This window comes from Kitasatospora sp. NPDC101157, assembly GCF_044768255.1.
Lineage (GTDB): Bacteria > Actinomycetota > Actinomycetes > Streptomycetales > Streptomycetaceae > Kitasatospora.
The window spans coordinates 279402-303183 of sequence record NZ_JBIWPL010000001.1 but is presented as its reverse complement, the minus strand read 5'-3'; the positions used below and the strand labels follow the sequence as shown (position 1 = coordinate 303183).

Genomic DNA, 23782 nt, shown 5'->3' with positions numbered 1-23782 from the left:
TCAGCGCACGGCGCCGGGGTGGCCCCCGGCCTCCGGCCGGGAGGCGCACGCTCTCAATCCGGGACGTCGGGCCTGTTCCCGGGCCCGCTCCGCCCGCGTACGCTGCTGGTTCTGAGCTTCTCTCACCGCATGACGATCGTGAGCCGCGATGACGACGACCTCGCCCCAGGCCACTGACCGAACCGAGCCCGTGCACACCCAACTCCAGTACCAGCTGGCGGTGTTCGCCCGCCGGATGGAACAGGTCCGGACCTCCGGCGGCGGCGTCGGCACGCTGGACCGGGCCGCCTACCTGCTGCTCGACCGCCTGGAGCGGCACGGGCCGGCGAACGTCAAGGCGCTGGCCGAGGCGCTCGGCGTGGACTCCTCCACGGTGACCCGCCAGGTCGCCCCGCTGGTCGCGGCCGGGCTGGTCGGCCGGGTGCAGGACCCAGCCGACCGCCGTGCGGTACGGCTCGCACTGACCTCCTGCGGCACCGGCCGACTGGCCGAAGTCCGGAACGGGAGGGCCGAGTTGACCCGCCGCCTGCTGGCCGACTGGCCGCCCGAGGAGCAGCAGGCGTTCTGCGCCCTGCTGGCCCGCTTCAACCTCGCGATGGAGTCGTACACGGCGGACCAGCAGGGGCAGTGACAACCGCCGACGCCGTCAGCCGAGCGCCTGCTTGAGGTCGGCCAGCAGGTCGTCGACGGACTCGATGCCCACCGAGACGCGCACCAGGTCGGCCGGCACCTCCAGCGGCGAACCGGCCGCCGAGGCGTGGGTCATCCGGCCGGGGTGCTCGATCAGCGACTCCACGCCGCCCAGCGACTCACCCAGGGTGAACAGCTGCGCGCGGTTGCAGACCTCGACGGCCGCCTCCTCGCCGCCGGCGACCCGGAACGAGACCATGCCGCCGAAGGCCTTCATCTGCTTGGCGGCGATGTCGTGGCCGGGGTGCTCGGGCAGGCCCGGGTAGAGCACCTGGCTGACCTTGGGGTGGCTGCTCAGCAGCTCGGCGACCTTCTCCGCGTTGGAGCTGTGCCGGTCCATCCGGACGCCCAGGGTCTTGATGCCGCGCAGCACCAGCCAGGCGTCGAACGGCCCGGAGACGGCGCCCATCGCGTTCTGGTGGTACGCGACCTCCTCGCCGAGGCCCGCGTCGGCCAGCACCAGCGCACCGCCGACCACGTCCGAGTGGCCGCCCATGTACTTGGTGGTGGAGTGCACGACCGCGTCCGCACCGAGCGAGATCGGCTGCTGCAGGTACGGGCTGGCGAAGGTGTTGTCGACCACCAGCAGCGCGCCGGCGCCGTGCGCGACCTCGGCGAGCCCGGCCAGGTCGGTGATGCCCAGCAGCGGGTTGGAGGGGGTCTCCACCCACACCGCGCGGGTGTTGGGGCGCAGCGCGGCCCGGACGTCGTCCAGCTTCTGGGTGTTGGCGACGGAGAACTCGACGCCCCAGCGGGTCAGCACCTTGGCGAACAGCCGGAAGGTGCCGCCGTAGGCGTCGTTGGGGATCACGATGTGGTCGCCCGGCTTGAGGATGGTGCGCAGCAGGGTGTCCTCGGCGGCCAGGCCGGAGGCGAAGGCGAGGCCGCGGGCGCCGCCCTCCAGCGCCGCGAGGCACTCCTCCAGCGCGGTGCGGGTCGGGTTGGCGCTGCGGCTGTACTCGTAGCCGCCCCGCAGGCCGCCCACCCCGTCCTGCTTGTAGGTGGACACCTGGTAGATGGGCGTGACGACGGCCCCGGTCTGGGGGTCTGCTTCCTGACCCGCGTGGATGGCGAGGGTCTCGAAGCCGTGGGGAAGCTGGTGCTCGGTCATGGCTCCGAGCCTAACGGCCGTACGCCCTCGCGCTCGCCGGAACGGGTGGACGGAATCCGCGGGCGGTCCGGTGCGTTGAATCCTGGGCAACCCTTCCTACCCCGCTGGAGCAGGCCGTGCTGTTCAACCGCCACAAGACCTCGCTCGTCCCCGCCGACCAGGCGCTGCCCGGCCGCCAGGCCCCTGGCTTCACGCTGACCGAGCCGCACACCGTGCTCGGCCACCCGCTCACCGGCCCGTACCCGGAGGGGCTGGAGGTGGCCGACTTCGGGATGGGCTGCTTCTGGGGCGCCGAGCGCACGTTCTGGCGGCTGCCCGGCGTCTGGACGACGCTGGTCGGCTACCAGGGCGGGCACACACCCCACCCCACGTACGAGGAGGTGTGCAGCGGGCTGACCGGGCACACCGAGGCGGTCCGGGTGGTGTTCGACCCGGCGGTGGTCTCCTACGAGCGGCTGCTGAAGGCCTTCTGGGAGGCCCACGACCCCACCCAGGGCAACCGTCAGGGCAATGACGTGGGCACCCAGTACCGCTCGGCGATCTACACCCACTCCCCCGGCCAGGCCGCCGCCGCGACCGCCACGCGGGACGCCTTCCAGCCCTCGCTGACCGCGCTCGGTTATGGCCCGATCACCACCGAGATCGCCCCGGCCGGCCCGTTCTACCCGGCCGAGCCGTACCACCAGCAGTACCTGTCGGACGCCAAGAACCCCAACGGGTACTGCGGTCTGGGCGGCACGGGGGCCTCCTGCCCGATCGGCGTGGCCCGCACCCAGGGCTGACCCCCACCGTCCTGCCCGGTCGGAGCCCGGCCGGGCAGGACGCCCGGACGGTCGGCGACGAGGCCCGCGCGATCGTCGACCGGCAGGGCTTCGCGGACTACGCGAGGTCACCGGGCCCGGTCACAGCCGGTCCGGGGCCTTCACCTCGGTGCCGTCCGCCGCGAAGCCGGACAGCGTCGCCAGCAGCCTGCCCTCGGCGTCGTACGCCCCGAGCGCCGGCGCGGCCGGCGGACGGTGCCGGTTCGCATCGGGCACCGGCATCGGGGGCAGGACGACGTAGTAGCCGATCCAGCCCTTCATTCCGGTGGTGGTGACGAGCGTGGCGACGGTCGGCTTACCGTCGTAGAACGCGACGATCCGGGCCGGGGTCGGACCGATGTAGAAGCTGGCCACGACGGACCGGTCCCGGTCGCCGTGCATCTGGGCGGCGATGTTGGGCTTGTCGTGCTCCAGGTTGTCGCTGCGCATGTCCCGGCAGCCGCTTCCGGATCCCCAGACGCCGTCGACCCGGTAGTTGTCGCACTTCTCGTTCGCGGTGACCCACATCTCGCCCCCGTCGACGATCCGGATCTTCTCCCCGGGGGCGACCTGCCGCACCGGTGAGAGCGGCAGCGAGGTCGTCGTGGGGGTCGCAGCGGCGGTCGGAGAGGCCGCCGGGACCAGGGCGGTCGTCCCCGCGGAGGGGGTCGGCGCCGCCCCCGCCTCGGCCGTGGCGCCCCCCGCCGGTCGGCCACCGCCCGCCGTCACCGCCGTCGCCCCGCAGATCAGCGCCACGGCCAGGGCGGCCGCCCCGGCCCCCGCTCTCCGGCGGGCGCGCCGCCGCCGGGCGCCGGCGATGACCGCCGCCGGCTCCGGCCCGGCCGCGTGCGGGTACTCGTTCCTGAACAGCTCTCCGAGTCGGTCCTCGAAGCTCATACCGTCACCTCGATGTGCGTCGTGGCACCCGCCGGGCCGCCCGTGCGGTCGGCGAGTTCGGGGTGTGCGCGCAGCTTCGACAGCGCCCGGTTGAGCGTGCTCTTCACGGTGCCCCGGGCGATTCCCAGTTCGGCCGCGACGGCGGCCTCGGTGAGGTCCCCGTAGTACCGCAGCACCACGACCGTCCGCTCCCGGCGGGTGAGGGCGGCCAGCGCCCGGTGCAGCACTGCCCGTTCGGCCTGCCGTTCGGCTAGGTCCTCGGCCAGCGGCCGCTCGGGGGTGCGCTCGGTGGGCAGCTCGTGGTTGCGCAGCCGGCGCCACCAGTCGCGGTGCTGGTTCACCACGATCCGGCGGACGTACGCGGTGGGGTCGTCGCCGGTGATCCGGTGCCAGTGCAGGTAGGCGCGTTCCAGCGCCGACTGCACGATGTCCTTGGCCCGCTCCGGATCGCCGGTCAACAGCTCCGCCAGCCGCAGCAGTTGGCGACCGCTACCGGCGACGAAAGCGCTGAACTCGGCGTCCTGTCGCTGTCTCTGCTCGCGTTTCACACCCATCCGACTCCTCGGGCGGACCGCGAGGTTCGGTCCGCCCGGGAGGTTTTTGCCGGATGTCCGGCGGCGGGTCAGACGGCGCTGCCGGCCTTCCACTCGGCCCAGCTCAGGTTCCAGCCGTTCAGGCCGTTGTCTGGGGCGACGGTCTTGTCACCGGAGTTCACGACCTCGACCACGTCGCCGATCATCGAGGACTTGTAGAACTTGTAGCCGTCCGTGCTGCTGTCCGAGGCGCCCTTGGCGTCCTGCAGACCGACGCAGCCGTGGCTGGTGTTCTGCCCGCCGAAGATCGACGGCGAGGACCAGTAGTTGCCGTGGATGAAGGTGCCGGAGGTGGTCAGGCGCTGGGCGTGCGGCACGTCCGCGATGTCGTACTCGCTGCCGAGGTTGACGGTCTGCGAGTTCATCCGGGTCTGGGTGAACTGCTCGGAGATGACCATCTTGCCGCCCCAGGTGGTGTGTTCGGGGGCGCCGCCGGAGATCTTGTAGACGGCGCTGACCTGGCCGTCCGTGGTGACGGTGAGCTTCTTGGTGCCGAGGTCGGCGACGCTGGTCTGGGCGCGGCCGATGGTGAAGCTCACGTCCTTGGACTGGGTGCCGTAGACGCCCTTGGCGCCCTCGACGTCCTTGAGCCGCAGCTTCAGGGTGACCTTGGTGCCCTTGGCCCAGTACTCCTGGGGCCGGAAGTCGAGGCGGGTGCTGGAGAACCAGTGGCCGACGATCTCGACGCCCGGCTCGGCTATCACGGAGATCGCCGACTGGACGGCCTTCTTGTCGGTGATCGGCTTGCTGAAGTTGATCGAGACCGGCATGCCGACGCCGACCACCGAGCCGTCCTCGGGGGTGAAGTACCCCACGAAGGTGTTGGCCGGGGTCGCCGTGGTGAAGGTGGCGTTGGCGTCCGCCTCCAGCTTGTCCTTGTCGACGCCGCTGGCGGTGACGGAGTACTTGGTACCGCTGGCCGGGGCCGCCGCCGAGGTCCAGCTGGTGTTGTCCGGGGAGAGCTGGCCGGCCAGCTCCTTGCCGGTGGAGTCGGTGACCTTGACGGCGCTCAGGGTGCCGTTGCTGACCGTGACCTTGACCGGCTCGCTGAAGCTGGCGCCGGTGGTGCCGTCCGCGGGGGTGACGGTGATCACGGCGGCCGAGGTCTTCGGGGTGCCGCCGCCCGAGCCCGTTCCGCCGTTGGCGCCGCCACCGCCGGAACCGGCGTTGCCGCCGCTGCCGCCGCTGCCACCGCCGCTGTTGTCGTTGCAGGCCGCGAGCAGCAGGACCGGCGCACCGATCAGGCCCGCGAGCACTCCGCGTCGGCTCCAGCTGCCTCCGGCCACCCGCCCCTGACCGTCCCGTGCCGTCACGTCGCGTCTCCCTGCTGACTCATCCCGGGCAATTACGGATACAGAAACGCAATCCGACTGCTCACGGTTCCACCCCCGAAGGGTAAGCGATCGTATGAGATGACCCAACTTGCCGCTGAACATGGACAAAACACCCGGCCCGCGGTGAGCGGACCGGGCGTTCCCGGGTGGTCACGGCACGTACGGCCGTTACTCGGCGGACTCCTCCACCGTGTACTCGTCCCACTCCTCGCTCTCGGGGTCGAACTCGGTCTGCGCCGACTCCCAGGTCGCCGAGGCGAGCTCGACGCCCGGGACGTCGCCGAGCAGCGCGACGGGGTCGATGAAGTGGGCGAGCGAACCCGACGGGTCCACCTCGATGGCCTCGACGGACTGGGCCCGCTCCTCGTCGTCGAGGTACTCGTCCCCGGCGACCTGCTGCAGGGCCGCCGCCTTGAGGGCGCCCTCGTCGGTGATCTCCGCGATGAGCTCGATCTTGAGCTTGACGTAGCGCGGGGCGTCGGTCGTTTCAGTGCTGGTCATGCGTGCGAGGGTACGGGAACGCGGGCCGCCCGGCGCGCACTCGGAGTCCGGGCGCACGGGAAGGGCCGGCCCTCGGAACAGGACCGGCCCCACCGTTTTCTCCGCCTCGGCTCCCCCACCCGGGAACCGCGGAGCCGCGCCCTTCGGCGCGGTGAATCGCCGCGGGAGCCGCCGCACCCTGTCGACCGGCCGGAGCCGGATAGGGGCGGGACGACGGCGCCTCCCGCGGAGGGCCCCTCCCTCCGATGCCGGTCGGGGAGGGCGGACACGGCGGCCGGGTCAGGGCCGTCCGACGTGTCCGGAGCCGGCCGCGCCCGCCGGGGAGCCGCTCCCGGTCGGCCGTTGCCGCCTCGCTCGGCGTCTCGCCGTTGACCACCACGATGCCGGAGCGTTGTTAACCACGTGCTGCGGGCAGATGACGCCGGTGTACCACTTCGCCCGTGGACGAATCCTTCCGATCCGTCCACGAGCCGGGCGGGGTGAGGCCGCGTCAGCGGGAACCGGCGCCGTGAGCGGGCGTCAGTGCGCGGCGCGGGTGGCCAGGAAGCCCAGCAGGTCCTGGCGGGTGACGATGCCCTGCGGCTTGCCCTCGACCAGCACGACCGCCGCGTCGGCCTTCTCCAGCACGGTCATCAGGTTGGTGACGGTCTCGCCCGAGCCGACCACCGGCAGCGGCTTGGACATCACCTTGTCCAGGGTGTCGGTCAGCTCGACCTCCTTGGCGAAGATGCCCTCCAGCAGCAGCTTCTCCACCACCGAGCCGATCACCTCGCCGGCCATGATGTCCGGGTGACCGGCGCCCGGGGAGACCACCGGCATCTGCGAGACGCCGTACTCGCGCAGCACCCGGACCGCCTCGGCGACGGTCTCGTTCGGGTGCATGTGGACGAACTGCGGGACGCCGCCCTGCTCCATGGACTCCTTGCGGGCCAGCAACTCGCCGATGTGGGCCTCGTCGGTGGAGGAGGGCAGGAAGCCGTAGTCGGCCATCCAGTCGTCGTTGAAGATCTTCGACAGGTATCCGCGGCCGCCGTCCGGCAGCAGCACCACGACGACGTCGTCCGGCCCGAGCTTGCGGGCCACCTCCAGCGCGGCCACCACGGCCATGCCGCAGGAACCGCCGACCAGCAGGCCCTCCTCCTTGGCCAGGCGGCGGGTCATCTGGAACGAGTCCTTGTCGGAGACCGCGACGATCTCGTCCGCGACGTTGCGGTCGTAGGCGGTCGGCCAGAAGTCCTCACCGACGCCCTCGACCAGGTACGGACGACCGGTGCCGCCCGAGTAGACCGAGCCCTCCGGGTCGGCGCCGACGACCTTGACCCTGCCGCCGGAGACCTCCTTCAGGTAGTTGCCGGTGCCGGAGATGGTGCCGCCGGTGCCGACGCCCGCCACGAAGTGGGTGACCCTGCCCTCGGTCTGCTCCCACAGCTCCGGACCGGTGGAGTGGTAGTGCGAGGCCGGGTTGTCCGGGTTGGAGTACTGGTCCGGCTTCCAGGCGTTCGGGGTCTCGCGGACCAGGCGGTCGGAGACGTTGTAGTAGGAGTCCGGGTGCTCCGGGGCGACGGCGGTCGGGCAGACGACCACCTCGGCGCCGTAGGCGCGCAGGGTGTTGATCTTGTCGGTGGACACCTTGTCAGGACAGACGAAGATGCACTTGTAGCCCTTCTGCTGGGCCACGATCGCCAGGCCGACACCGGTGTTGCCGGAGGTCGGCTCCACGATCGTGCCGCCCGGCTTGAGGGCGCCCGAGGCCTCGGCGGCCTCGATCATGCGCATCGCGATGCGGTCCTTCACCGAGCCGCCGGGGTTGAAGTACTCGACCTTCGCCAGCACGGTCGCGCTGATGCCCTCGGTGACCTTGTTCAGCTTGACCAGCGGCGTGTTGCCGACCAGGTCGATGATCGAGTTGTGGTACCGCACGGGGGTCCTCCCGGTCTATGGGGCATGCGAGTGCATTCGGTACTGCAAAGCCTAGGCCGTGGGCGGCGCCCCCGGGTTCCCGTCCGGCGCACCGCCCCCAATGGCCCACCCCCGCACGTGCCCCCGGTACTCCCGCCCCCGGTGCGGGTAAGAGCGCTGTGCAGGGCGTTGCCGTGTCCCCGAGGGGACGGCACGAGAACGCGAAGGGGGCACCGGATGCCAGGCGCACAGGACTCACGGGCCCGGGTGGCCCGCCGGATCGCCACCGCTGCGGCCTACGGCGGCGGCGGGCTCGGCCTGCTCGGCGTGGGCGTGGTGGGCCTGCTGCTGACCGAGAGCAAGCTCGCCATCCAGGCCATCGGCGTCCTGGAGACCGTCCCGCCCAAGGCCGACGGCGTCTACGGCGAGGCCTTCGCCGACCACCGGGCCGCCCCGCAGGCGCCGCTGGTGCTGGCCGTCCTCGGCGACTCCACCGGCGCCGGGCTCGGGGTCGCCCGGGCCCGCGAGACCCCCGGCGCGCTGCTGGCGGCCGGCCTGGCCTCGGTGGCCGAGCGCCCGGTCCGGATGGTCAACGTGGCCCGTTCCGGCGGCCGCTCCGCCGACCTCTCCGGCCAGCTGGAGCGGGCCCTGCGGCACCACCCGGACGTCGCCGTGATCATGGTCGGAGCCAATGACGTGACCCGGCACAGCCCCGCCCAGCTCGCCGTCCGCCAGCTCGGCGAGGCCGTCGCCGCCCTGCGCGCGAACGGCTGCGAGGTGGTGGTCGGCACCTGCCCGGACCTCGGGACGATCAAGCCGGTGCGCCCGCCGCTGCGGTGGGTGGCCCGGCGGCTCAGCCGCCAGCTGGCCGCCGCCCAGACCATCGCGGTGGTGGAGGCGGGCGGGCGCACCGTCTCGCTGGGCTCGCTGCTCGGCCCGGAGTTCGCCGCCCGACCCGAGATGTTCGCCGCCGACCGCTACCACCCCTCGGCCCAGGGCTACGCCACCGCCGCGATGGCCGTCCTGCCCTCGGTGTGCGCCGCGCTGGGCCTGTGGCCGGAGGAGGAGCGGCCGAGCGCCACCGTGCCCGGCGAGACGGTGCTGCCGGTCGAGGTGGCCGCCGCCGCCGCGGCCGGGCGCGCCGGCACCGAGGTGGCGGCCGTGGAGTCGGGGGGCGCGGGCGGGCGCTGGGCCCAGCTGCGCCACCGGCTGCGGGTCGGCCCGGAGGCGGCGCGGATACCGGGCGAGGGGCCGGGGAACACGTCGGCCAGCTCACACACCGGGGCCGGTGACGGTTGAGCTACCAAGCGGTAGCTTACCTCCCGGACCGCCAGGTCCGTCGTCACTCAGCGAGGAGCCCGCAATGCCCGAAGCCGTCATCGTCAGCGCCGCCCGTTCGCCGATCGGCCGGGCCTTCAAGGGCTCGCTCAAGGACGTCCGCCCGGACGACCTGACCGCCCACATCATCCAGGCCGCCCTGGCCAAGGTCCCGGAGCTCGACCCCCGCCAGATCGACGACCTGATGCTCGGCTGCGGCCTGCCCGGCGGCGAGCAGGGCCACAACCTGGCCCGCATCGTGGCCGTCCAGATGGGCATGGACTACCTGCCCGGCGCGACCATCACCCGCTACTGCTCGTCCTCGCTGCAGACGACCCGCATGGCACTGCACGCGATCAAGGCCGGCGAGGGCGACGTCTTCATCTCGGCGGGCGTCGAGACCGTCTCGCGCAGCGTCAACGGCACCTCGGACGGCCTTCCGGGCACCATGAACCCGCTCTTCGACGAGGCCCAGGCGCGCACCAAGAAGCGCGCCGAGGAGGGCGGCGGCGAGTGGCACGACCCGCGCGAGGACGGCCTGCTGCCGGACGCCTACATCGCGATGGGCCAGACCGCCGAGAACCTCGCCGCGCTCAAGGGCATCACCCGGGCCGAGCAGGACGAGTTCGGCGTCCGCTCGCAGAACCTCGCCGAGGCCGCCATCAAGGCCGGCTTCTGGCAGCGCGAGATCGCCCCGGTCACGCTGCCGGACGGCACCGTGGTCAGCACCGACGACGGCCCGCGCGCCGGCGTGACCCTGGAGGGCGTCTCCGGCCTGAAGCCGGTGTTCCGCCCGGACGGCACCGTCACCGCCGGCAACTGCTGCCCGCTGAACGACGGCGCGGCCGCGCTGGTCATCATGTCCGACACCAAGGCCCGCGAGCTCGGCATCACCCCGCTCGCCCGGGTGGTCTCCACCGGCGTCAGCGGCCTGTCCCCCGAGATCATGGGCTACGGCCCGGTCGAGGCCTCCAAGCAGGCGCTCAAGCGGGCCGGCCTGACCATCGACGACATCGACCTGGTCGAGATCAACGAGGCCTTCGCGGCCCAGGTGATCCCCTCCTACCGCGACCTGGGCATCGACCTGGACAAGCTGAACGTCAACGGCGGTGCCATCGCGGTCGGCCACCCGTTCGGCATGACCGGCGCCCGGATCACCACCACGCTGATCAACTCCCTGCAGTGGCACGACAAGCAGTTCGGCCTGGAGACCATGTGCGTCGGCGGCGGCCAGGGCATGGCCATGGTCATCGAGCGCCTCAGCTGACCCACGGCAACTCCGAAGGGTCTGGACCACCCATTTGGAGTGACGCACCGTAATTGAGGGCCGGATCACACCGAGAGGTCGATCCGGCCCTCTTTTCCGTCATTTCCGGTTCGGAAATCGACACTGCGGAGCGGATCAACTCCACAGCGTAGAACGGTGTTACCTAACAATTTGAGGACAAGAACGAAAGTCCCGGGCGAATTAGACATTCGCCACTGCGTTAACAGCGCCCCATGCGGCAGTGTGGACACGTAACCCCGTTCCACTCCTCGCTAGGAGTACGTTCCGTGAGCGCCGTCTACACCATCCTGCTGCTGATACTGATCACCGTGTCGACCGCCGTGCTGCTCCGCCTCCACGGGATCTCCCGCCGGCTGGACGCGCAGGCCGCGGCCCCCGCCGTGCCCGCACCGGTGAACGAGGCCGCGATACGCCGGGCCGTCGCCGAGGCGCTCGCCGCCGACCGCGAGCGGGAGATCACCGAGGCCCGGGCGTTCTGGGCCGAGCAGGAGGCCCGCGCGGCCGAGGACGCGCCACTGTTCGACTCCCCGTTCACCGGTGCCATCACCGGCACCGACGAGTGGCCGCTGTTCTTCCCCCGCCCCACCGGCCCGCAGGAGGCCGCCGACAACGCCGGGACGATGGACCCGGAGTTCGGCGAGGCCCTGCGCTCCGCCCTGGAGGACCTGATCGGCGAGGGCGGCACCGGCCCGGCCGAGCCCGGCACCGAGGGCGGCGCCCCGCTGCGCCCCGGCCACCCGGTCGGCGAACCCGCCAAGGACGCCCGGGCCCGTCGGGAGGCCGACCTGCTGGCCACCGGCCTGGAAGCCGGACTGCTGGACGCCGAGCCGGCCGTGGAGGACGTCCCGGTCCCCGCGCCCGACCCGCGCCGCCACCCCTCCCACCCCGACTTCGTGCCGAGCCAGGCGCCCTCCCGCGAGTGGACCGACACCCGGCTCGCCGCCCTCGCCGAGGAGGCCGTCGCCCTGGTCGACGTCCGCCCGGGCCCGCTGGGCACCCTGGACGTGTACGCCTTCGCCGACGGCACCACGCTGTGCGTGGCCCCGGGCGACCGGGAGGCCGCCTACCGGCTGATCGACGCGGTCCGTGCCGGTGAGCACGTCCGACTGCTCGGCGGCTCGCGGTTCTCCGGCTCGTACTCGCTGACCTTCTCCACCGACGACGAGGCCGTCTACGTGCTCGCGGACCGGGTGGTCGCCAGCATCTGACGCCACCTCGACCCAGCAGCGGGACCGAAGGCCGGCCGGGCCGAGGGATCGGCGACCCGGCCGGCCTTCGGCATGTCCGGCGAGGGTCGCGCGGCGCGCTCCGGAGGACACGCCGCAGGGCCCGTCCGGCGGGTCTTGCCGCACACGGCCCTCGGGCGCCCCTAGGCGCAGAGCTCGGCCGTCCCCCGCACCGCGGCCACCGCTCCGGCCAGCAGCTCGCCCGCCGCCACCGGCCCGTCCGGCAGCGCCACCGCGGCGCCCTCCGGCAGGGCCGTCAGCGCGGCCGCCAGGTCGTGCCCGGCGACGGCCAGCTGGTCGCCCGCCGCGAAGGCCCCGGCGTCCGGGAACTCCCGCTCCGGGCCGCCCTCCGCCGCCAGCGCGAGCGCGGCGAGCCGCCGGGCCAGCGCCAGCACGGCCGCCGCCCGCGAGGGGTGGCCGGGCACCGCGCCCAGCAGCTTGCTCTGCGGCAGCGAGCGGAAACGATCCGCCAGTTCGTCGACGGCTTCGACCAGGGGCTGTACGTCATGCATGCACAGGAGCCTAACCAAAGGCCGCCGGGCCCCGGAGCGGTGTGCTCCGGGGCCCGGCGGCAGTGGTACGGCGGGGAGTGGGCGTCAGTCGTCGCCGCGCAGGCTCGCGATGAGGCGCATCATCTCGATGTAGATCCACACCAGCGAGAAGGTGAGCCCGAAGGCGGCGCGCCAGGCCTCCTCCTGCCGGGCACCCCGGGCGATCGCCTCCTCGACCTCGTTGAAGTCCAGCGTCAGGTAGAACGCGCCGATGGCGACGCCGAGCAGGCCGATGCCGAAGCCCAGCGGGCCGCCCCAGGTGTTGAGGCCGCCGCCGAACGCCCAGGCGATGCAGTTGACCAGCAGCAGCCCCGAGAAGCCCAGGCCGACCGCCAGGCCGATCCGGCGGTACTTCGAGCTGACCCGGAGCCGGCCGCTCCTGTAGACGTAGAGCGTCGCGCCGAAGACCACCGCCGTGCCCACGACCGCCTGGATCGCGATGCCGGACCAGATGGTGTTGAGGACGTGGGTGGTGGCGCCCAGCGCGAAGCCCTGGAACGCCGCGTAGGCCAGGACCAGCGCGGGGCTGATCTTCTCCCGGAACTGGACGACCAGGCCGACGATCGCGGCGACCAGCGAGGCGCCGATCGCGAAGCCGTAGTTCTCGAACGGCAGGGTCAGCCAGGACACCGCGCCGGCCACGACCACGGTCAGCAGCGTCATGGCGGTGCGGGCCACCACGTCGTCGAGCGTCATCCGCCCGGTGGCCAGCGGGCCGGCCGACGGCCCGCCGTACATCTGGTGGAGCTGCTCGTCCGTCAGCGGGCCCTGCCCCTGGGGCTGGGCGTACTGCGTCCCCGCGTAGGGGTTGCCGTACGGGGCCCCGGCCTGACCGCTCGTTCCGAACCCCGCGTAGCCGGGCTCGCGGGTGAACGACCCTTCCCGCGAGAAGACCGGGTTGCTGCTTCTCATTGCTCATTCCCTCCGTGGCGGCACTGCACCGCCCGCGCACCAGGGTAATGGCTTGGCAAAAATTGTGGGATACGCCGCGAGGAGGATCTGGTGAACGACTCCCGGCGGGGACGCCGGTGGCGCCCCCGCGGGTCGTTTGCGGTGCCCGGAGCCGGACTCGAACCGGCACGGCCTCGCGGCCAAGCAGTTTTAAGCTGCCCGTGTCTGCGTTCCACCATCCGGGCGTCCTGCGAACCACCCCTGAGAGTAGTCGCCCGGATCACCCTTTCGCATGTTCCCGGCCCGGGAAGTTGTCATGTTTCCTTGACATCTGACGAACTGTTCGGGATTCGGCCACGAAGCACGGTGATTCCGGCCACCGCCCGGCCACCGCCCCGGACCTCAGGGTTACCGTCATACCGCAGGAGGAGGGTGCCGACCCTCCCTACACCCAGCGGTGGTCGGGCCAACCGTCCGGCGGAGCGACGCCGGACCATGATCGCGTAACGGAGCATGGAGGTACGAATCCGCGTACCGACAAGGAGTTCCCCCGTGACCACGCCGACCGCAACCGCCGTCCGTACCGGCCGGGCGGCCGCCCGCGCCACCGGTCTGAACAAGGTCTACGGGGAGGGGGAGACCCGGGTCGTCGCCCTCGACAACGTCAGCGTGACCTTCCCCCAGGGCGAGTTCACCGCCATCATGGGCCCCTCCGGCTCCGGCAAGTCCACCCTCATGCACTGCATGGCCGGCCTGGACACCGTCTCCTCCGGCTCCACCACCATCGGCGACACCGAACTCGTCGGCCTCAAGGACAAGCAGCTCACCCAGCTGCGCCGCGACCACATCGGCTTCATCTTCCAGGCCTTCAACCTGCTCCCCACGCTGACCGCCCTGGAGAACATCACCCTCCCGATGGACATCGCCGGCCGCAAGGCCGACCAGGCCTGGCTCGACCGCGTCGTGGACACCGTCGGCCTCTCCGGCCGCCTGAGCCACCGCCCCTCCCAGCTCTCCGGCGGCCAGCAGCAGCGCGTCGCCTGCGCCCGCGCCCTCGCCGGAAAGCCCGACATCATCTTCGCCGACGAACCCACCGGCAACCTCGACTCCCGCTCCGGCGCCGAGATCCTCTCCTTCCTGCGCAACTCCGTGCGCGAACTCGGCCAGACCGTCGTCATGGTCACCCACGACCCGGTCGCCGCCTCCTACGCCGACCGCGTCGTCTTCCTCGCCGACGGCCGCATCGTCGACGAACTCCACGCCCCCACCGCCGACACCGTCCTGGACCGCATGCGCCGCTTCGACGCCAAGGGCCGCACCAGCTGACACCCGGCCCGCAAGCCCGACGCCTTCGAACCTCCCCAGGACACCTCATGTATCGCACCGCACTGCGCAACGTGCTGGCCCACAAGGGCCGACTGCTGATGACGGCGCTGGCCGTCATGCTCGGCACGGCGTTCGTCGCCGGCACCATGGTCTTCTCCGACACCTTCGGCAAGGCCCTGCGGGACAGCAACTCCAAGAGCTACTCGGACATCGCCGTCCAGGTCGTGGACCGCTCGGCCGGCTCCCACGCCTCCGCCAAGGAGAAGAGCGAGGGCGACTCCGCCAGGCTCACCGACGAGACCGTCCAGCAGCTCGCCTCGCTGCCCGGCGCGGCGGGCGCCCGCGGGGTGGCCGGCGGCTTCACCGGCGTCGCCGACAAGAAGGGCAACCTGATCGGCCAGGTCTGGGCCGCCAGGGGCGCCAACTTCGCGCCGGGCCAGGACGGCAAGGACCCGCGCTACCCGATGGCCGAGGGCCAGGGCCCGAAGAACGCCAAGGAGATCGCCCTCGACCGCAGGACCGCGGACAAGGCGGGCTACAAGGTCGGCGACACCGTGCGGGTGGCCGCCAACGGACCGGTGATCGAGGCGAAGCTCACCGGCGTCTTCACCACCGACGACCCGGTGGTGAACACCGGCGGCACGCTCACCCTGTTCGACCGGGCGACCGCCCAGCAGACGCTGCTGGAGCCGGGCCGCTACAGCAGCATCGTGCTCACCGCGAAGCCCGGCACCTCCCAGGACGAGCTGCTCGCCCAGGTCGAGCCCAAGGTGCCCGGCCACCAGTTCGACGTCGAGACCGGCACCAAGCTGCAGGCGGACGAGCAGGCGCAGATCACCCAGGGCACCGACAGCATGCGCACCATGCTGCTGGTCTTCGCCTTCATCTCGCTCTTCGTCGGCATCTTCATCATCGCCAACACCTTCACCATGCTGGTCGCCCAGCGCACCAAGGAGCTCGCGCTGCTGCGGGCGATCGGCGCCAGCCGCAAGCAGGTGACCCGCTCGGTGCTGATCGAGGCGCTGGTGATCGGCACCGTCTCCGCGGCGGCCGGTCTGCTGGCGGGCGTCGGGATCGGCGCCGGGATGCAGTCCCTGATCGGCTCGCTGAACGAGAACATGCCGAACGGCTCGCTGGTGATCAAGCCGGTCACCGTCGTGGTGACCCTCGTGGTCGGCGTCCTGGTGACGGTCCTGTCCGCCCTGCTGCCGGCCGTGCGCGCCGCCCGGATCGCACCGGTGGCGGCGATGAGCAGCGGCGACCAGCCGACCAGTCAGAAGAGCCTGGTGGTCCGCAACACCATCGGCTCGGTGCTCGCCGGCGGCGGCCTGGCGCTGATCGGCTACGGCGCCTCCACCGGCAACGACACCGGCCGGCTGCCGGTCGGCGCGGGTGCCTTCCTGGCCCTGATCGGCGTGTTCGTCCTGCTGCCGCTGCTCTCCCGCCCGGTGGTCGCCCTGCTCGGCCCGCTGCTACGGGCGTTGGGCGGCACCCCGGGCAAGCTCGCCCAGCAGAACGCGGTGCGCAACCCGCGCCGCACCGCCGCCACCGCCGCCGCGCTCACCATCGGGCTGACCCTGGTCACCGGCCTGACCGTGCTCGGCACCTCGATCGGTGACACCATCGACCGGGCCGTCACCAAGTCGATGAAGGCCGACTACATCGTCTCGACCGCCAACGGCATGAACCTGTCCGGGCAGGTGCCCGCCCAGATCGCCAAGGCCCCCGGCGTCGCGGCCTCCTCGCCGATGACCTCCGCCTACTGGAAGCTCGACGGCACCTCGAAGGCGATCAGCGGCCTGGACGCCGCCGCCTTCGAGCAGCTCGCCGAGGTCAAGCTGACCAGCGGCTCCGCCGACGCGCTCGGCAAGGGCCAGCTGCTGGTCGACCAGGACGTCGCCACCAAGTTCGGCGTCCGCACCGGCTCGACGATGACCGCCACCTTCCCGGACGGGTCCACCGGCCCGCTCACCGTCGGCGGCGTGTACGAGACGGGCGGCATGCTCGGCCCGGTCCTGCTGGCCAACAGCGAGATCGCCAAGCACGACCCGAAGCCGTACGTCGCCGACGTGCTGGTCAAGGGCAAGGACGGCGCCACCCCGGAGCTCAAGCAGGCGCTCAAGGACGCCACCGGCGCCAACCCGGTGATCGAGGTCAAGTCCAAGCAGGACGTCCGGGACGACTTCAGCCAGGTGATCACCTTCGCGCTGAACCTGATGTACGGCCTGCTGGGCATGGCGGTCCTGATCGCCGTCCTCGGCGTGATCAACACGCTGGCCATGTCGGTCTTCGAGCGCAAGCGCGAGATCGGGATGCTGCGGGCGATCGGCCTGGACCGCCGGGGCATCAAGCGGATGGTCCGGCTGGAGTCGGTGGTGATCTCGCTCTTCGGCGCCGGGATCGGCCTGCTGCTCGGCTGCTTCATCGCCTGGGCGATCAACGGGACGCTGAAGTCCAGCCTGGCCGGCCTGACCACCGTCGTGCCGTACGGCCAGCTGGCGGTGTTCCTGGGCCTGGCCGGACTGGTCGGCCTGGTGGCCGCGATCTGGCCGGCCCGCCGGGCGGCCAAGCTGGACATCCTGGCGAGCATCAAGACGGACTGACGCCCCGTCCGCCCGCCCCCGCCCCCGGTCGCACCCGCGGCCGGGGGCGGCCCCGTGGGAGGCCGTCGGGGACACGGCAAGAGCCCCTGCCGGAGGGTTTCGGCAGGGGCTCTTCTACTGCTGTACTCCGCCCGGTCGCACGGCCGGCTGAGCACCACGGAGGTCGTGGTCCGGCGACACTGCCGGGCGGAGGGCCTCCGACTCATACCCCGGCGCTCCCACACCGGGGTCCAGTCGCTTACTTGCTGGCGAGCTCCTTGTCGGCGGCCGGCTCGGCGGCCGCGACGGGCTTGGTGGGCGGCGTGACCTCCTGGATCGGAAGCTGCGGGTTCTCCATCTGGGAGAGGCCCACCGCCTCGCGCTTCAGGAACATCGCGAGGGTCCAGTCGGTGAAGACCCGGACCTTGCGGTTGAAGGTCGGCACCATCGCGCCGTGGTACAGGCGGTGGAACCACCAGGCCGGACGGCCCTTCAGCTTGTACTTGCCGAAGAGGATCGCCACGCCCTTGTGCAGGCCGAGACCGGCGACCGCACCCAGGTTCTTGTGCTTGTACTCCTTCTGCGGGAAGCCCCGCATGCCGGAGATGACGTTGTCACCGAGGACGACGGCCTGGCGGCAGGCGTGCTGGGCGTTCGGCGGGCACCAGGCGCCCTCGCCGGCGGCGAGGTCCGGGACCTGGGCGTTGTCACCGGCGGACCAGACGTAGTCGAAGCCCTGGACCTGCAGGGTCGGCGCGGTGTCGACGTGGCCGCGCGGGCCCAGCGGCAGGCCGAAGTTGGCCAGCACCGGGTTCGGCTTCACGCCGGCCGTCCACACGATGGTGGCGGCGTCCATCTCCATGCCGTTCTTCAGCATGACGTGGCCGTCGATGCAGGAGTCCATCGAGGTCTCGATGTAGACCTCGATGTTCCGCTCCTCCAGCTTCTCCTTGGTCCACAGACCGAGGTCCGGGCCCATCTCGGGGAGGATGCGGTTGGCGGCCTCGACCACGACGAAGCGCATGTCGTCGCGGCTGACCGTCTTGTACAGCTTCGCGGCGTCGCGCGCCATGTCCTCGATCTCGGCGACCGTCTCGATGCCGGCGAAGCCGCCGCCGATGACGACGAAGGTCAGGGCCTTGCGGCGGACCTCCTCGTCCGAGGTGGACTCGGCCTTGTCGAGCTGGGCCATGACGTGGTTGCGGAGGCCGATGGCCTCCTCGACCGTCTTCATGCCGATGCCGTTCTCCGCCAGACCCGGGATCGGGAAGGTGCGGGAGACGGAACCGGTGGCGACGACCAGGTACTCGAAGGGCAGCTCGTAGCTGTCGCCGGCCGCCGGCTGGATGGTCGCGACCTTGCGGGCGTGGTCGATGCCGGTGACGGACCCGGTCAGCACCTCCGCCTGCTTCAGGGTCTTGCGCAGCGGCGCGACGAGGTTGCGGGGCGCGACGTTGCCGCCGGCCGCCTCGGGGAGGAAGGGCAGGTACGTCATGTACGACCGCGGGTCCACGACCGTGACGGTCGCTTCGCCGTAGCGCATCTTCTTGAGGATGCGCATCGCGGCATACAGGCCGACGTAACCACCGCCGACAATGAGGATGCGAGGACGCTCCGTGGTGCTCATATCCGAAAGTATCCAGCACCGTCCGGAGCAGCCTTCGTGAGCCCGGTCACAAGCTCGTGGACACCCCGTGCTACACTCCGCGCCCACAAAAACGGCACCAGCGCACCGGCTCACGGCCCCCGGCGGCCCCTCGTGAACGTGCGCCGGAGCACTACCCGGCTGAGCAGCAACGATCCGTACAGGGCCCGGGTTCCCGCTTGTGAATTCGATTTTCAAACCTCAGCCGAGGCCTGGCCTGCGATCCAGCGGGCCTCATCGAGGGCAGGCCTTCGGTCCCACAATTCGGACGTAGCGGGCGGCGGCGTGGGGCGAATGGCCGGATCGCCATGTGAAGAAATTCACGAACTTTTCCACCCGGGCCCGGGCGCGCCCCGGCCCCGGCGCCCGCAACGGGGCGCCGGGGCCGGTTCGGTAAGCCCTGCACAGCGTCAGGAGGCCATACTCCAGGCGATGCCGTCCAGGATGTCGTGCTCGCTCACGACCAGCTCGGCGGCGCCGGTCCGGTCCATGATCTCCAGCAGCTCCAGCGCGCCGGCCGCGATCACGTCCACCCGGCCCGGGTGCATCGAGGGGATCGCCGCGCGCTCGGCGTGGGTGGCGGACAGCAGCTCGTGGGCGATCTCCGCCACCCGCTCGCGGCTGAGCCGGGAGTGGTGGATCCGCGCCGACTCGTACCCGGGCAGGTCCTGGGCGATCGCGGACACCGTGGTGACCGTCCCGGCCAGGCCGACCAGGGTGGCCGCGCCGGTCAGCGGGACGACCTCCTCGGCCTTGTCCAGCTCGGCCCGCACGTGCGCCCGGGCCTCGGCGATCTGCTCCTCGGAGGGCAGCTCGGCGCCGCCGAAGTGCCGCTCGGTCAGCCGCACGCAGCCGATGTCCACCGAGCGCGCCGCCTGCACGTCCGCCCCGCCGAGCACGAACTCGGTGGAGCCGCCGCCGAGGTCGAAGACCAGGTAGGGAGCCGGGAACTGGCCGCCGGTCAGCTCCTTGGTGGCGCCCACGAAGGACAGTCGGGCCTCCTCCTCGCCGCTCACCACCTCCGGCTCGACGCCCAGGATGTCCCGCACGCCCTTGACGTACTCGTCGCTGTTCTCGGCGTCCCGGGAGGCGCTGGTGGCGACGAAGCGGGTGCGCTCCGGGCCGACGCCGAAGCCGGTGATGATCTCCCGGTACTCCCGGCAGGCCGCGAAGGTACGGGCCAGCGCGTCGGGGTGCAGCCGGCCGGTCCTGTCCACGCCCTGGCCCAGCCGGTTGATGATCATCCGGCGGTCGAGGTCGGTGATCTCTCCGGTATCCGGGTCGAGATCGGCGACCAGCAGCCGGATCGAGTTGGTGCCGCAGTCGATCGCGGCCACCCGGGTCGTGGTCACTCGGACTCCTGTTCCGCCGCGGATGCCGCGGACTCCTCGGCGGCGCGCTTGGCGGCCCGCTCGGCGGTCTTCTGCTGCTTGGCCGCGATCACGGCCTCGTGGTCCTGCTCCTTGGCACGGTTGCGGGCGACCCGCTCACCGGCCGCCTGCACCTCGGCCGGGGAGACGCACGGGCCCTTGGCCCACCAGTCCTCCAGCATGCCGATGGCCTCGTCGCCGAGCGGGTTGACGCCCTCGCCGGCCGCCAGCGAGTGGCCGACCAGCACGTGCAGGCACTTCACCCGGTCCGGCATGCCGCCGGCGCTCGGGAAGCCCTCCAGCACCTCGATCGCGTCGCGCCGGGCGATGTAGTCCTCGTGCGCCTTCTGGTAGGCGGCGGCCAGTTCCGGGTCCTCGGCGAGCCGGGCGGTCTGATCCTTCATCACGCCCTCCGCCTCCAGGGTGCCGATCAGCGAGGCGGCCTTCGGGCAGGTCAGGTAGTACAGCGTCGGGAACGGCGTGCCGTCCGGCAGGCGGGGGGCCGTCTCCACGACGTCGGGGTTGCCGCAGGGGCAGCGGTGCGCCACGGCGCGCAGGCCGCGCGGCACCCGGCCGAGCTGGGCGGCGATGGCCGCGACGTCGGCGTCGGAGACGGCGGGGTGGTTCTCAGTGGTCATGGGGGGCGGGGTCTCCAACGGGGAACGGTGGGAGCGGACGGGGGGTCGCGGGGGCCAGCGCGGCGGTGTCGGCGGCGTCCACCGAGTCCCAGACGCTGGCGTACCAGGGCTTGGCGGTGTCCGGCCGGCCGGCCGCGGCGGCGGACGGGCCGCCCGGGGTGGCGGAGGCGGACGGCTGGGCGGCGGCCGCGCCGGACGGGTCCGCCGCGATGTACGGGGTCTCCCCCGGCACCGCGTAGTGCAGCCGGGCGCGGGCCTGCGCCTTGACGTACTCCGGATCCTGCCAGCGGGCCTTGTCCCGGCGCAGCTGCTCGACCTGCTGGCGCACGTGGTCGGCCTTCGCCCGCTGGGCGGAGATCTCGGCGCGCTGGGAGATGAACTGCCGCGTCGGGTAGGCCAGGATCGCCACCAGCGAGCAGAGCACCAGGACGAGTACGGTCGCCCGGCTCGTGAACCGAGGCCGGGCCGCCAAGCCCGGGATCCTCCAGCCAGCCATCTCCCGTATCCCCTCCTGGTCGCGACGGTGCCCCGCCGTCCACCCTACGGGGTGTGCGGCGGGGCACCGGTCAGGCGTGCGCTGGTGCGGCGGCTCAGCCCTCGTGCTTGAACCGCGGGAAGGCGCCGCGGCCGGCGTACTCGGCGGCGTCGTCGAGGATCTCCTCGATGCGCAGCAGCTGGTTGTACTTGGCGACGCGCTCGGAGCGGGCCGGGGCACCGGTCTTGATCTGGCCGCAGTTGGTGGCGACGGCCAGGTCGGCGATGGTGACGTCCTCGGTCTCGCCGGAGCGGTGCGACATCATGCAGCGGTAGCCGTTGCGCTGGGCCAGCTCGACGGCGTCCAGGGTCTCGGTCAGCGAGCCGATCTGGTTCACCTTCACCAGCAGCGCGTTGGCGGTGCCGGTCTCGATGCCCTTGGCCAGGCGGGCCGGGTTGGTGACGAACAGGTCGTCGCCGACCAGCTGGACCTTGTCACCCAGCTTGACGGTCATGGCCTTCCAGCCGTCCCAGTCCGACTCGTCCAGCGGGTCCTCGATGGAGACCAGCGGGTAGGCGGCGACCAGCTCGGCGTAGTACTCGATGAGCTCGGTGGACGACAGGGCCTTGCCCTCGAACTGGTAGGCGCCGTCCTTGAAGAACTCGGAGGCGGCGACGTCCAGGGCGAGCGCGACGTCACGGCCCGGCACGTAGCCGGCCTTCTGGATGGCCTCGGTGATGAGGTCCAGGGCCTCGCGGTTGCTGTCCAGGTTCGGCGCGAAGCCGCCCTCGTCGCCGAGGCCGGTGGACAGGCCGCGCTCCTTCAGCACGCCCTTGAGGGTGTGGTAGACCTCGACGCCCCAGCGGACGGCCTCGGAGAAGGACTCCGCGCCGATCGGGGCGATCATGAACTCCTGGATGTCGACGTTGGAGTCCGCGTGCGAGCCGCCGTTGAGGATGTTCATCATCGGGACGGGCAGGACGTGCGCGTTCGGGCCGCCCAGGTAGCGGAACAGCGGCAGGTCGCTGGCCTCGGAGGCGGCGTGCGCGACGGCCAGCGAGACGCCCAGGATGGCGTTGGCGCCGAGCGAGGACTTGTCCGGGGTGGCGTCCAGGTCGAGCATGGCCTGGTCGATCAGGCGCTGCTCGGTGGCGTCGTAGCCGACCAGCTCGGGGCCGATCTGCTCGATGACGGCCAGGACGGCCTTCTCCACGCCCTTGCCGAAGTAGCGGTTCTTGTCGCCGTCGCGCAGCTCCAGCGCCTCGAAGGCGCCGGTCGAGGCACCCGACGGAACAGCGGCACGACCCGTGCTGCCGTCGTCGAGGCCGACCTCGACCTCGACCGTGGGGTTGCCGCGGGAGTCGAGGATCTCACGGGCTACGACGACATCGATGGACGGCACGAAGCATCTCCTTGCGGAAGCAGGGTCCGGCTCGACGGTGGCGCTGTCGGCCGGAGGATTGCGGAGTCGTTACGACCAGAGCCTAACCGCCCGGGCTCCCGGGACCACGTCGCCCTCGGCTCCGTCTCAGCGTGTGGCCCCACTACCCGCCGGTAGTTCACCTGCTTGTCCCAGCTTGTCCCACCGGAGCGGACGAAGGCGGACGAAGGAGGGCGCGGGCGGACGAAAGGGGGCCGACCGGTCGGTCGGCCCCCTTCGCCGGGTCTCAGCCGAGGTGCAGGACCTGGCCCGGCACGATCAGGTTCGGGTCCCCGCCGACGGTGCCGCGGTTGCCGTCGTACAGCGCCTGCCAGCCGCCGGACACGCCCTGGGCGGTGGCGATGCCCGACAGGGTGTCACCGGAGCGGACGGTGTAGTCGTGGCCGGTCTGCGGGGCCGGGGCCGGCTGGGCGGCGCGCGGAGCGGCGTGCTTCGGGGCGTACTGCTGGACCGGCTGGGTCTCCGGCTGCTCGGCCTTCTTCGGCGCGGCGTGCTTCGGCACGTACTGCTGGACCGGCTTCGGGGCGGCCTTGGGGGCCTGCTGCTTCGGCGCCTGCTGCTTGGGGGCGGACTGCGCCCTGGTGTCCGAGGAGGTGTCCACGGCCGCGGGGGCGCCGCCCTTGCTCAGTCCGGCCTTCACGGAGCAGACCGGCCAGGCGCCCGGGCCCTGCGAGGCGAGCACCTTCTCGGCGACCGAGATCTGCTGGGCCCGGCTGGCCTGGTTGGCCTGCGGCGCGTAGGCGGTGCCGCCGTACGCCTTCCACGTGCTGGAGGTGAACTGCAGGCCGCCGTAGAAGCCGTTGCCGGTGTTGATGCTCCAGTCGCCACCGCTCTCGCACTGGGCGACGGAGTCCCAGGAGGAGGCCGGGGCGGCGGAGGCACCGGTGGCGGTGAGGAGCGGCAGCGCGAGTCCGACGCCGGCCACACCGGCGACGGCGATGGCCTTCTCGGCCTGGGTGCGACGGCGATGACGGCCAGATCCAACGAGCAGCATGAAGAGGTCCCTCTCCGCACGCCTGCGAGGTGAGCTGTCGGGTTCGGACCGGGAGGTGGCCCGGCCGCCGGCGGCGGAAACGATTCCGCTCGGGCGGCTTCACCCCAAGCCGTGGAGGGACGGCAACAAACCTGGTTCCCCCGCCCCTGCCCAGGGTCTGGTCGGTTTCCCGTGGCGCGGCGGGCAGGACTCGGCGTTCCGCGCACGGGGTCC

21 protein-coding genes, 1 tRNA gene and 1 riboswitch are annotated in these 23782 nt (G+C 72.0%); of the genes, 7 read left to right on the top strand and 15 right to left on the bottom strand.

Features of this window, described 5'->3' with window-relative positions:
* The first annotated feature begins 148 nt into the window (after window positions 1–148).
* The gene (locus ACIRVF_RS01375; RefSeq protein WP_402812082.1) at window positions 149–631 is read left to right on the top strand and encodes a MarR family winged helix-turn-helix transcriptional regulator; all 483 of its coding nucleotides are present in this window, start codon (window positions 149–151) and stop codon (window positions 629–631) included.
* A 15-nt stretch (window positions 632–646) separates the two neighbouring features.
* On the opposite strand, the gene ACIRVF_RS01370 is transcribed toward ACIRVF_RS01375, so the two are convergent.
* Window positions 647–1801: a cystathionine gamma-synthase gene (locus tag ACIRVF_RS01370; protein ID WP_380412411.1), complete on the bottom strand. Its 1155-nt coding sequence runs from the start codon at window positions 1799–1801 to the stop codon at window positions 647–649.
* Window positions 1802–1917: 116 nt separating this feature from the next.
* Between ACIRVF_RS01370 and msrA the strand changes: the two genes are divergently transcribed.
* Window positions 1918–2583, top strand: a complete 666-nt coding sequence (gene msrA, locus ACIRVF_RS01365) for a peptide-methionine (S)-S-oxide reductase MsrA (protein WP_402812078.1) — start codon at window positions 1918–1920, stop codon at window positions 2581–2583.
* Between the two features lie 120 nt (window positions 2584–2703).
* On the opposite strand, the gene ACIRVF_RS01360 is transcribed toward msrA, so the two are convergent.
* From ACIRVF_RS01360 to ACIRVF_RS01340, 5 genes are all read right to left on the bottom strand, one after another.
* On the bottom strand, window positions 2704–3498 hold the full coding sequence (locus ACIRVF_RS01360; RefSeq protein ID WP_402812075.1) for a hypothetical protein: 795 nt from the start codon (window positions 3496–3498) through the stop codon (window positions 2704–2706).
* Window positions 3495–4046 (bottom strand): SigE family RNA polymerase sigma factor, encoded by a 552-nt coding sequence (locus ACIRVF_RS01355; RefSeq protein ID WP_402812072.1) that lies wholly within the window; start codon window positions 4044–4046, stop codon window positions 3495–3497. The genes ACIRVF_RS01360 and ACIRVF_RS01355 overlap by 4 nt, the downstream gene beginning before the upstream one ends.
* A gap of 74 nt (window positions 4047–4120) precedes the next feature.
* Window positions 4121–5404, bottom strand: a complete 1284-nt coding sequence (locus ACIRVF_RS01350; protein ID WP_402812070.1) for an Ig-like domain-containing protein — start codon at window positions 5402–5404, stop codon at window positions 4121–4123.
* 189 nt (window positions 5405–5593) lie between these two features.
* Window positions 5594–5926, bottom strand: coding sequence for a hypothetical protein (locus ACIRVF_RS01345; protein ID WP_030286581.1), 333 nt, complete (start codon window positions 5924–5926; stop codon window positions 5594–5596).
* A gap of 519 nt (window positions 5927–6445) precedes the next feature.
* Window positions 6446–7846, bottom strand: a complete 1401-nt coding sequence (locus tag ACIRVF_RS01340; RefSeq protein WP_402812068.1) for a cystathionine beta-synthase — start codon at window positions 7844–7846, stop codon at window positions 6446–6448.
* A 216-nt stretch (window positions 7847–8062) separates the two neighbouring features.
* On the opposite strand from ACIRVF_RS01340, the gene ACIRVF_RS01335 reads away from it, so the two are divergent.
* The 3 genes from ACIRVF_RS01335 to ACIRVF_RS01325 all read left to right on the top strand — a co-directional run bounded on the left by ACIRVF_RS01335 (window position 8063) and on the right by ACIRVF_RS01325 (window position 11638).
* A complete protein-coding gene (locus ACIRVF_RS01335) occupies window positions 8063–9124 on the top strand; it encodes an SGNH/GDSL hydrolase family protein (protein WP_402812066.1) in 1062 nt (353 codons plus the stop codon).
* Window positions 9125–9188: 64 nt separating this feature from the next.
* Window positions 9189–10409: an acetyl-CoA C-acetyltransferase gene (locus ACIRVF_RS01330; protein ID WP_402812063.1), complete on the top strand. Its 1221-nt coding sequence runs from the start codon at window positions 9189–9191 to the stop codon at window positions 10407–10409.
* A gap of 287 nt (window positions 10410–10696) precedes the next feature.
* Entirely contained in the window at window positions 10697–11638 is a 942-nt protein-coding gene (locus tag ACIRVF_RS01325) for a hypothetical protein (RefSeq protein WP_402812060.1), read from the top strand.
* A gap of 161 nt (window positions 11639–11799) precedes the next feature.
* On the opposite strand, the gene ACIRVF_RS01320 is transcribed toward ACIRVF_RS01325, so the two are convergent.
* The 3 genes from ACIRVF_RS01320 to ACIRVF_RS01310 all read right to left on the bottom strand — a co-directional run bounded on the left by ACIRVF_RS01320 (window position 11800) and on the right by ACIRVF_RS01310 (window position 13343).
* Complete coding sequence (locus ACIRVF_RS01320; RefSeq protein ID WP_402812058.1) at window positions 11800–12168, bottom strand: hypothetical protein; 369 nt, start codon at window positions 12166–12168, stop codon at window positions 11800–11802.
* An 84-nt stretch (window positions 12169–12252) separates the two neighbouring features.
* Window positions 12253–13119, bottom strand: a complete 867-nt coding sequence (locus tag ACIRVF_RS01315; RefSeq protein ID WP_402812055.1) for a Bax inhibitor-1/YccA family protein — start codon at window positions 13117–13119, stop codon at window positions 12253–12255.
* Window positions 13120–13261: 142 nt separating this feature from the next.
* Window positions 13262–13343 (bottom strand) — tRNA-Leu (locus ACIRVF_RS01310).
* A 268-nt stretch (window positions 13344–13611) separates the two neighbouring features.
* On the opposite strand from ACIRVF_RS01310, the gene ACIRVF_RS01305 reads away from it, so the two are divergent.
* A complete protein-coding gene (locus ACIRVF_RS01305; RefSeq protein WP_402812052.1) occupies window positions 13612–14424 on the top strand; it encodes an ABC transporter ATP-binding protein in 813 nt (270 codons plus the stop codon).
* A 47-nt stretch (window positions 14425–14471) separates the two neighbouring features.
* Entirely contained in the window at window positions 14472–17027 is a 2556-nt protein-coding gene (locus tag ACIRVF_RS01300) for an ABC transporter permease (RefSeq protein ID WP_402812049.1), read from the top strand.
* A 238-nt stretch (window positions 17028–17265) separates the two neighbouring features.
* Here ACIRVF_RS01300 and ACIRVF_RS01295 read toward each other — a convergent pair whose 3' ends face one another.
* The 6 genes from ACIRVF_RS01295 to ACIRVF_RS01270 form a co-directional block, all read right to left on the bottom strand.
* Window positions 17266–18633, bottom strand: a complete 1368-nt coding sequence (locus ACIRVF_RS01295) for an NAD(P)/FAD-dependent oxidoreductase (RefSeq protein WP_402812046.1) — start codon at window positions 18631–18633, stop codon at window positions 17266–17268.
* 428 nt (window positions 18634–19061) lie between these two features.
* Entirely contained in the window at window positions 19062–20003 is a 942-nt protein-coding gene (locus ACIRVF_RS01290; RefSeq protein WP_402812044.1) for an exopolyphosphatase, read from the bottom strand.
* A complete protein-coding gene (locus ACIRVF_RS01285) occupies window positions 20000–20677 on the bottom strand; it encodes a DUF501 domain-containing protein (protein WP_380411856.1) in 678 nt (225 codons plus the stop codon). Before ACIRVF_RS01285 ends, ACIRVF_RS01290 begins: the two co-directional genes overlap by 4 nt.
* Window positions 20649–21131, bottom strand: coding sequence for a septum formation initiator family protein (locus tag ACIRVF_RS01280; protein WP_402812041.1), 483 nt, complete (start codon window positions 21129–21131; stop codon window positions 20649–20651). The genes ACIRVF_RS01285 and ACIRVF_RS01280 overlap by 29 nt, the downstream gene beginning before the upstream one ends.
* Window positions 21132–21249: 118 nt before the next feature.
* Entirely contained in the window at window positions 21250–22536 is a 1287-nt protein-coding gene (gene eno, locus ACIRVF_RS01275; protein WP_402812039.1) for a phosphopyruvate hydratase, read from the bottom strand.
* Between the two features lie 265 nt (window positions 22537–22801).
* Window positions 22802–23569, bottom strand: a complete 768-nt coding sequence (locus ACIRVF_RS01270; RefSeq protein ID WP_402812036.1) for a transglycosylase family protein — start codon at window positions 23567–23569, stop codon at window positions 22802–22804.
* Window positions 23570–23574: 5 nt separating this feature from the next.
* A riboswitch (cyclic di-AMP (ydaO/yuaA leader) is annotated at window positions 23575–23742 on the bottom strand.
* Window positions 23743–23782: the final 40 nt, after the last annotated feature.